The sequence below is a fragment of the Streptococcus massiliensis DSM 18628 genome, assembly GCF_000380065.1.
GTDB classification, from domain to species: domain Bacteria; phylum Bacillota; class Bacilli; order Lactobacillales; family Streptococcaceae; genus Streptococcus; species Streptococcus massiliensis.
Window position 1 is genome coordinate 1 of sequence record NZ_KB904415.1, and the last position, 8,135, is coordinate 8,135.

Sequence of the window (8,135 nt, forward strand, 5' to 3'; positions counted from 1 at the left end):
CTCATCGCTTTAAATATCAAAAAGGAGAGAACCAATTCGGTTCTCTCCAGGGTATGACTTTGCGTTAACCCACTACAGTTGACAAAGAGCCAAAAAACCTGAGCTTTCACTCAGGTTAATAGGATTATTTTTTAGTTGATTGACGTTGGTAAATACCATGTGCTAATTGCACTTCGCGCTCTTCTAAATCTTCCTTATGCATAATCTTGGTCAGCATACGCATACTAATAGCACCAAGGTCATAAAGCGGCTGGCTAATCGTTGTCAAATTAGGTCGGGTAAAGCGCGTCACTTGCGTATCATCACTCGTGATGATTTCAAAGTCCTCAGGAACTTTTACTCCTTGATCTGATAAGCCATTTAAAAGTCCTGCAGCAAGCTCATCACCTGTCACCACAGCAGCCGTTGCCTTAGAAGCAATCACGCGTTCAGCCAAGCCATAACCGTCTTCATAGCTGTATTTAGACTCAAAAACTAAACCTTCACTGTAAGGCAATTTTCTTGCTTTTAATCCCGCCTTGTAACCAACCAGTCGAATCTTGCCGTTAATATCATCAACTAACGGTCCGCTGACAAAAGCAATTTTTTCATTGCGTTCAGCCAGAAAATCAACTGCATCTTGTGTTGCCTTCTTGTAGTCAATATTGACACTCGGAAGCTGATGCTCCACATCTACTGTGCCTGCCAGAACAACTGGCGTACGTGAACGAGAAAACTCTGAGCGAATCTTTTCAGTCAAATGATAGCCCATAAAGATGATACCGTCAACTTGCTTAGAAAAGAGTGTATTTACCACTGCAACTTCCTTATCATCATCTTCATCACTATTTGCAAGGACAATATTATACTTATACATTTCGGCAATATCATCAATCCCTTTAGCTAGAGTTGAGAAATAGCTATTGGTAATGTTTGGAATAACCACACCGATTGTCGTCGTTTTTTTGCTGGCTAAACCACGTGCCACCGCATTTGGACGATAATCCAAGCGCTCAATAACCTCAAGCACTTTTTTCCGTGTATTTTCCTTTACATTTTTATTGCCATTGACAACGCGGCTTACGGTTGCCATCGAAACGCCTGCCTCACGGGCAACGTCATAAATGGTTACTGTATCGTCTGTATTCATACATTTTCCTTTCTATATTAATTGAAAATATCGTTTTCATAATCCTGCCAAAATCATTCTATCATTTTTTGGAAACACTTTCAAGCATTTTGCGGTTTTTTTGCAATTCCCTTGGTAACAAATTGATTTTTACTTGATTTTTGCTGAATATTTTGCAAAAATATAAGGAAAGGTAAGGGATTTCCCCTTTTAGAAAGAAGGTCTCCTATGACTAAAATTCAACAAATTCAATCTTATCTTGCTAGTGAAAAACTTGATGTAGCCGTTGTTTCTGATCCTGTTACAATTGACTACTTGACCGGTTTTTATAGCGACCCGCACGAGCGGCAAATGTTTCTCTTCATTTTTACTGATGCAGAACCACTTCTTTTTGTTCCGGCTCTTGAGGTAGAGCGAGCAACAAAAGTCCTTGATTTTAAGGTCGCCGGTTATGTTGATTCGGAAAATCCTTGGAAAAAGATCAAGGCAAATTTGCCACTTGTCACTGTTAAGAATGTAGCGGTGGAATTTGATAACTTGATCCTGACAAAATACAATGGTCTGCGGCAAGTGTTTGAAGGAGCGAACTTTGAAAATCTCACTCCAACTATCAACCGAATGCGCCTCATCAAATCAACCGATGAAATTAAAAAAATGCTGGTTGCTGGTGACTACGCGGACAAGGCTGTGCAACGCGGTTTTGAGGCCATTGCTGCTGGAAAGACTGAAACTGACATCATCGCTGAAATTGAATTTGAAATGAAAAAACTAGGTGTGGAGATGAGTTTTGAAACCATGGTTTTGACGGGTGACAATGCTGCGAATCCACATGGCATCCCCGGACCAAACAAGGTCGAAAACGATGCCTTACTTCTCTTTGACCTTGGCTGTAAAACCCTAGGCTACTGTAGCGATATGACGCGGACTGTAGCAGTTGGTCAACCCGTTCAATTCAAAAAAGATATTTACAACTTAACTCTTGAAGCGCAACAAGCAGCGATAGAATTTATCAAACCAGGTGTGACTGCTCATGAAGTGGATCGCGCCGCTCGTCAAGTTATCGAAGATGCTGGCTACGGTGAGTATTTCAACCACCGTCTGGGACACGGTATCGGTATGGACGTACATGAATTTCCATCCATTATGGAAGGAAATGACTTGGTTATTGAAGAGGGCATGTGTTTCTCTGTTGAGCCCGGTGTCTATATCCCAGGCAAGGTTGGCGTGCGGATTGAGGATTGTGGTCATGTCACCAAAGACGGTTTTGAACTCTTTACCAGCACGAGCAAGGACTTACTTTATTACGACTTATAAGCAAAAATCTGAGACTTTAGTTGAAGTCTCAGATTTTTATTTTATTTATTAAAGTCTGTTTTAATTGTTCTTTCAACATTTGCATTTCTTCTGGGGCTAACTTGCTATCTTCACTAGTCATTTCTTCAAAGGGAACCCACCAGACGGGACCGCGTCCCTTGATACCATAGCCCTTCATATCCCCTTCGCGGCGCGGAAAAAGATGCCAATGCAAATGCGCATCACCGTTGCCCAAGAGATCAACATTCATCTTTTCGGCTGCAAAACATTCCGCCACCGCTTCTTCCACCAAGGACATTTCAGCTAAAAATTGCAATTTGAACTCAGGCTCCAGCTTGTGCAAGTCACGAACATGCTCCTTGGCTAAAAAAAGCGTGTAGCCCCGAAAATACTGGTGGTCACCTAGCACAACATAACCCGTTTCTAGCTCAGCCACAAAGTAAGGATTACGATTTTCCTTAATCCATTCAATCCGCTCGCAAATTAGGCACATAACTTTCCCCTTACCCAATCAAACTGCCGTTTGGTACACTGTCATCGACAGTGAGGAGGGTTAGATTGTCGCCATGCTCGGCCGAGAGAATCATGCCCTGGCTGATGTGTCCCAGCATCTTGCGCGGTTTGAGGTTAGCAACGATTTGAACTTTCTTGCCGACCAGTTCTTGCTCATTGGGGTAGAACTTGGCAATCCCTGATAAAATCTGGCGGTCTTCGCCATCACCTGCGTCCAAGCGGAATTGCAGCAATTTCTCCGAACCTGCAACCTTGCTCACTTCCTTGACCTCGGCAACGCGGATTTCCACCTTGTCAAAATCGTCAAACTTGATTTCTTTGCGGTTGAGGGTCAGCTCGACTTCTTCTGGCATCCAGACCTTGTCAGCTGCTGGTTTTCCTGCGCTCATTTGCTCCTTAATATAGGCAATCTCCTCATCCATATCAAGCCGTGGGAAGATCGGCGTGCCTTTAGCGACCACGGTCAAGCCTGTCGGCAAATCAGCCAAAGCCAGATTTTCCAGACTAGCAACTGGCTCCATACCTAATTGCTCCAAAACAGCACGACTCGTCGTCATCATAAAAGGCTCAATCATATGGGCAACGAGGCGCAAACTTGCCGCCAAGTGGCTCATGACGCTTGCCAACTGCTCACGCTTGCTTTCGTCTTTTGCCAAGACCCAAGGAGCGGTTTCGTCGATATATTTATTAGTACGGGCGATAAGGTTCCAGACGGCTTCCAAAGTCCGTGGGTAATCCACCGCTTCCATGTATTTGTGGTAGTCTGCGACTGCTTGCTCAGCAGCTTCCGCCAAAGAAGCGTCAAAGTCGGTGACATTTTCTTGATAGCTCGGCACCTGACCGTCAAAATACTTGTTAATCATGGCAACCGTACGGTTGAGGAGATTGCCAAGGTCATTTGCTAGCTCGTAATTGATCCGGCCGACATAGTCCTCTGGCGTGAAAGTGCCGTCACTTCCGACAGGAAGGCTACGCATGAGATAGTAGCGCAGCGGATCGAGGCCGTAGCGCTCGACCAGCATTTCTGGATAAACGACATTGCCTTTAGATTTGGACATTTTACCGTCTTGCATGACAAACCAGCCGTGAGCAATGAGGCGGTCTGGCAATTTCAAGTCCAGCATTTTGAGGATAATCGGCCAATAAATCGAATGGAAACGCAGAATATCCTTGCCGACCATGTGGTAGACAGTCCCATTCCAGAACTTGTCAAAGTTAGCGTGATTATCTTGCCCATAACCAAGAGCCGTCGCATAGTTGAGCAGGGCATCAATCCAGACATAGACCACGTGCTTCGGATTGGACGGTACAGGCACGCCCCAGGTAAAGGTCGTCCGTGACACCGCCAAATCTTCCAGCCCCGGCTCAATAAAGTTTTTCAGCATTTCATTCATGCGGCTGTCTGGCGAGATAAAGTCAGGTTGACTCTTGAAGAAATCAGCCAGCCAGTCTTGGTACTTGCTGAGGCGAAGGAAGTAAGACTCTTCTGATACCCACTCAACCTCGTGCCCGCTCGGCGCAATCCCGCCTGTAACCTTGCCGTTTTCGTCGCGGAAGACTTCTGCCAACTGGCTTTCGGTAAAGAATTCCTCGTCTGAAACAGAGTACCAACCTGCATATTCGCCGAGGTAGATGTCGTCCTGCGCCAGCAATTTTTCAAAAACAGCCGCCACTACTTCTTCGTGGTAATCGTCGGTCGTGCGGATAAACTTGTCGTAAGAGATGTCTAAAAGCTCCCAGAGTTCCTTGACGCTAGCTGCCATGCCGTCCACATAAGCCTGCGGTGACACGCCAGCTTCTTCAGCCTTGCTTTGAATTTTTTGTCCGTGCTCATCGAGCCCTGTCAGATAAAAGACATCGTAGCCCATGAGACGCTTGTAGCGCGCTAGAACGTCGCAGGCAATGGTCGTATAGGCAGAACCGATGTGGAGCTTACCACTGGGATAATAAATGGGCGTTGTAATGTAAAAATTCTTTTCAGACATGATTTCTCCTTGTATCTAGGGCAAATGAAACCCTTTTGTATCTACAATTTCAAAAGTCGTTTTAACTTTTGAAGCAATATCCTATTATACCATTTTTTTAAAGAAGAGACTATTTCAAAAATAAAAAATTGAGGACTGTACCTCAATTTAATAAGTTACTACGCTGACTTGTCCCTTATCATACTCAGCGATAAAAATATCTGCTATATCTGTATAACCTTGCTCATTTAGAGTTTCCAACAACCACTCTTCGGTCTTATCAATAGACTCTAGCACATCTTGCTGGATAACACCGTCTGTGATAATTGGATATTTAGGATTTTCTTCACCTCTTTGAACGACGATCAGTTGCCCATTTTGCTCCAGAACTGCCCGTTTAACTTGCTTGATTTGAAAAATACCTTGCCCACGGAGCTTGAGAGCCACATCAGAAGCAGCTAAACCAGCCGAACGACACGTTTCAACATCTAGTTGCCCACGCTTGATAATGACTAAGGGCTTGCCATCAACCATTTGCTTAATCCAGTGATTGTTGGTCTTGAGCCATTTGAGACTAAGTACTAAAATTGCCCAAATCAAGAGAATAATAATAAATTGAAAAACAGTAATGGACGGACTGTAAATCACACCACCGATGATACCACCAAGAACATAATTTTGTACCTGATCACTCGCTGAATTGGGTGCAAGATTCCCCTTTCCCGAAATATTGATAACAAAAACTAAAGACAAAAGTCCAATAGCCAGTTTGATTGCCACTTCCCAGTATGAAATTGCCATTTAATTTGCCTCCACTAGTTCTACATTTGGATTTTTCAATTCCATTTTCTCTAAGAGATAGCTATCTGGATCGCTCCCTGCAATCGCACGGTAAAAGTTTTTTCCCACCTTGACAATGGCTCCGTCTGTTGCTGCCGAAGTATTGACATAAACTTCCGACTTTTTGACCCCCAGTTTTTTAGAAATAACCTCGATAAAATGAAGCGATGTCCGATACTGATTATCTGTTGCTTGGTTGGTCTGGTATTGACCAAAGCCCATCAGAGCAACAGTCACAGCTGATAAAGCAAAGATAATAACCAATTCCCGAAACTTACTGTCCCGCTTTTCATGTGCATATTTAAAACTAAAGAAAATAACCAAGAGCAACAGGACTAAAAAAGTTCCGACCAAAAGCCAATTTACTGTAGAAATCTGCCCCGTCACATAGTCATAAGAATAAAATTTCATTTGTTTCTCCTCATTGTTCTCTATTATAGAAAACTTTCCTCAGGTTTTCAAGTTGCTCAGCTATAAAAGGCAGAGAAAATTTGGTATAATGTTGCTAGAAAAAGATTAGAAACGAGAATTACATGAAACTCATCTCTTGGAATATCGACTCGCTCAATGCTGCTCTGACCAGCGATTCTGCTCGGGCTCAGCTATCGCAAGCGGTGCTACAAACTTTGATTGACTTGGACGCCGACATCATCGCCATTCAGGAAACCAAATTATCCGCTAAAGGGCCGACCAAAAAGCACTTGGAAATTTTAGCGCAACTTTTCCCCAATCATGAAAACACCTGGCGCTCCTCTGTTGAGCCCGCTCGTAAAAGCTACGCGGGCACCATGTTCCTCTATAAGAAAGGGTTGACGCCAACTATCACCTTTCCTGAAATCGGCGCACCGTCAACCATGGACGCGGAAGGACGGATTATCACGCTGGAGTTTTCAGACTTTTTCGTAACCCAAGTCTACACGCCCAATGCTGGCGACGGATTGAAACGCCTAGAAGAACGCCAGATTTGGGATGAAAAATACGCGGATTATCTGCTAGGCTTGGATAAAGAAAAGCCTGTCCTTGCAACAGGCGACTACAATGTAGCCCACAAGGAAATCGACCTGGCTCACCCAGCCAGCAACCGCCGCTCGCCTGGATTCACCGACGAAGAACGAGCTGGCTTTACTAATCTGCTCGCTAAGGGCTTTACCGATACCTTCCGCCACCTGCACGGCGATGTGCCTGATGTTTACAGCTGGTGGGCGCAGCGTAGCAAAACCAGCAAAATCAACAATTCTGGCTGGAGAATCGACTACTGGCTGACCAGCAATCGGATTGCTGACAAGGTCACAAAATCAGAAATGATTGATTCTGGTACGCGCCAAGACCACACGCCAATTTTGCTGGAAATCAACTTATAAGCTTGACAGAAACTTGACAAATTTGTCAAGTTTTTCTTTAGTCAAATCCCTTTGCAAGCCTGAAAACATCTAAATGTCAAAGAACTTTGATAGCCAAAAAGATTGGATTTTTTTATAATAATCTTAGAAAAGAAAGGACAACTATGGAACTCGGAAAACAAATTCAATTTTATCGTAAGCAAAAGCAATTATCGCAAGATGATTTAGCTGAAAAGTTATTCGTCAGTCGCCAGTCCATTTCCAACTGGGAAAGAGGAGCGACTTATCCCGATATTCAAAACTTGCTGCTCCTCAGCCAAGTTTTTGAAATCAGCTTAGATACATTAGTAAAAGGAGATATTGAAGAAATGAAACAAATCATTCACCAAGCAAACTATACACGATATGTAAAAGATGCCCAACTCTTGACACTCCTTCTGTTAGTCACTGTTTTAACCGGCCCTCCGCTCATTTTATATTTAAATTGGTATGGGATAGCTATCACTTTATTGATTTGGGCTGTTGCTTTCTTTTACTCTTTGCGAGTGGAAAAGTTTAAAAAAGCGCATAATCTCAGAACTCTTCAGGAAATCGTTGCTTACGATGAAGGAAAAACACTGACTGAGATTGAACAAGCCCGTGAAGACGGTAAAGCACTCTATCAAAAAATTATAATTGTTGTAGCATTTACTCTTATTTCTGCTCTGCTTGCTTTGTTAATTTCAGTCATTTCCCTTTGGCTTTTTCCTATAAAATAAAACGAGGCTAGGTGAAAAGAACCGCTTATAATGGACAGTATAAAACATGTATGCTACTGTTCTATAAGGAGGTTCTTTTGTTATGGCTAAAAAAGGGAGTCGCTTTACAAGGTATTCACCTGAGTTTAAGTTACAGGTAGTGGAAGACTACCTCAGCGGACAAAGTGGAGGGATGTCCTCTATCGTGAAAAAATATGGCTTAAAATCAGATAGTCAAGTTCGGAATTGGACGAGGAAATATAGAGAAAATCCAACCTTACTCAAGCGAGACTTACGAGGTTCCAAGAGCTCAGGTCGT

At 43.4% G+C, this 8,135-nt stretch carries 9 protein-coding genes; 4 read left to right on the plus strand and 5 right to left on the minus strand.

Going from position 1 to position 8,135, the window contains the following annotated elements:
- Positions 1 to 124: 124 nt before the first annotated feature.
- Positions 125 to 1,129, minus strand: a complete 1,005-nt coding sequence (gene ccpA / locus A3I3_RS0108110) for a catabolite control protein A (protein ID WP_018372217.1) — start codon at positions 1,127 to 1,129, stop codon at positions 125 to 127.
- A 207-nt stretch (positions 1,130 to 1,336) separates the two neighbouring features.
- Here ccpA and A3I3_RS0108115 point away from each other — a divergent pair, with 207 nt between their 5' ends.
- Positions 1,337 to 2,422 (plus strand): M24 family metallopeptidase, encoded by a 1,086-nt coding sequence (locus A3I3_RS0108115; RefSeq protein WP_018372218.1) that lies wholly within the window; start codon positions 1,337 to 1,339, stop codon positions 2,420 to 2,422.
- A gap of 28 nt (positions 2,423 to 2,450) precedes the next feature.
- Here A3I3_RS0108115 and A3I3_RS0108120 read toward each other — a convergent pair whose 3' ends face one another.
- From A3I3_RS0108120 to A3I3_RS0108135, 4 genes are all read right to left on the minus strand, one after another.
- On the minus strand, positions 2,451 to 2,915 hold the full coding sequence (locus tag A3I3_RS0108120; protein WP_018372219.1) for an HIT family protein: 465 nt from the start codon (positions 2,913 to 2,915) through the stop codon (positions 2,451 to 2,453).
- Positions 2,916 to 2,925: 10 nt separating this feature from the next.
- Entirely contained in the window at positions 2,926 to 4,920 is a 1,995-nt protein-coding gene (gene metG, locus A3I3_RS0108125) for a methionine--tRNA ligase (RefSeq protein ID WP_018372220.1), read from the minus strand.
- Positions 4,921 to 5,067: 147 nt separating this feature from the next.
- Positions 5,068 to 5,700 (minus strand): DUF421 domain-containing protein, encoded by a 633-nt coding sequence (locus tag A3I3_RS0108130; RefSeq protein WP_018372221.1) that lies wholly within the window; start codon positions 5,698 to 5,700, stop codon positions 5,068 to 5,070.
- On the minus strand, positions 5,701 to 6,150 hold the full coding sequence (locus tag A3I3_RS0108135; protein WP_018372222.1) for a DUF3290 family protein: 450 nt from the start codon (positions 6,148 to 6,150) through the stop codon (positions 5,701 to 5,703).
- A 122-nt stretch (positions 6,151 to 6,272) separates the two neighbouring features.
- Here A3I3_RS0108135 and A3I3_RS0108140 point away from each other — a divergent pair, with 122 nt between their 5' ends.
- The 3 genes from A3I3_RS0108140 to A3I3_RS10630 form a co-directional block, all read left to right on the plus strand.
- Complete coding sequence (locus A3I3_RS0108140; protein WP_018372223.1) at positions 6,273 to 7,100, plus strand: exodeoxyribonuclease III; 828 nt, start codon at positions 6,273 to 6,275, stop codon at positions 7,098 to 7,100.
- Positions 7,101 to 7,243: 143 nt separating this feature from the next.
- Positions 7,244 to 7,837, plus strand: coding sequence for a helix-turn-helix domain-containing protein (locus A3I3_RS0108145; RefSeq protein WP_018372224.1), 594 nt, complete (start codon positions 7,244 to 7,246; stop codon positions 7,835 to 7,837).
- 82 nt (positions 7,838 to 7,919) lie between these two features.
- A partial coding sequence (locus A3I3_RS10630; protein WP_018371293.1) for a helix-turn-helix domain-containing protein occupies positions 7,920 to 8,135 on the plus strand: 216 nt, incomplete at its 3' end.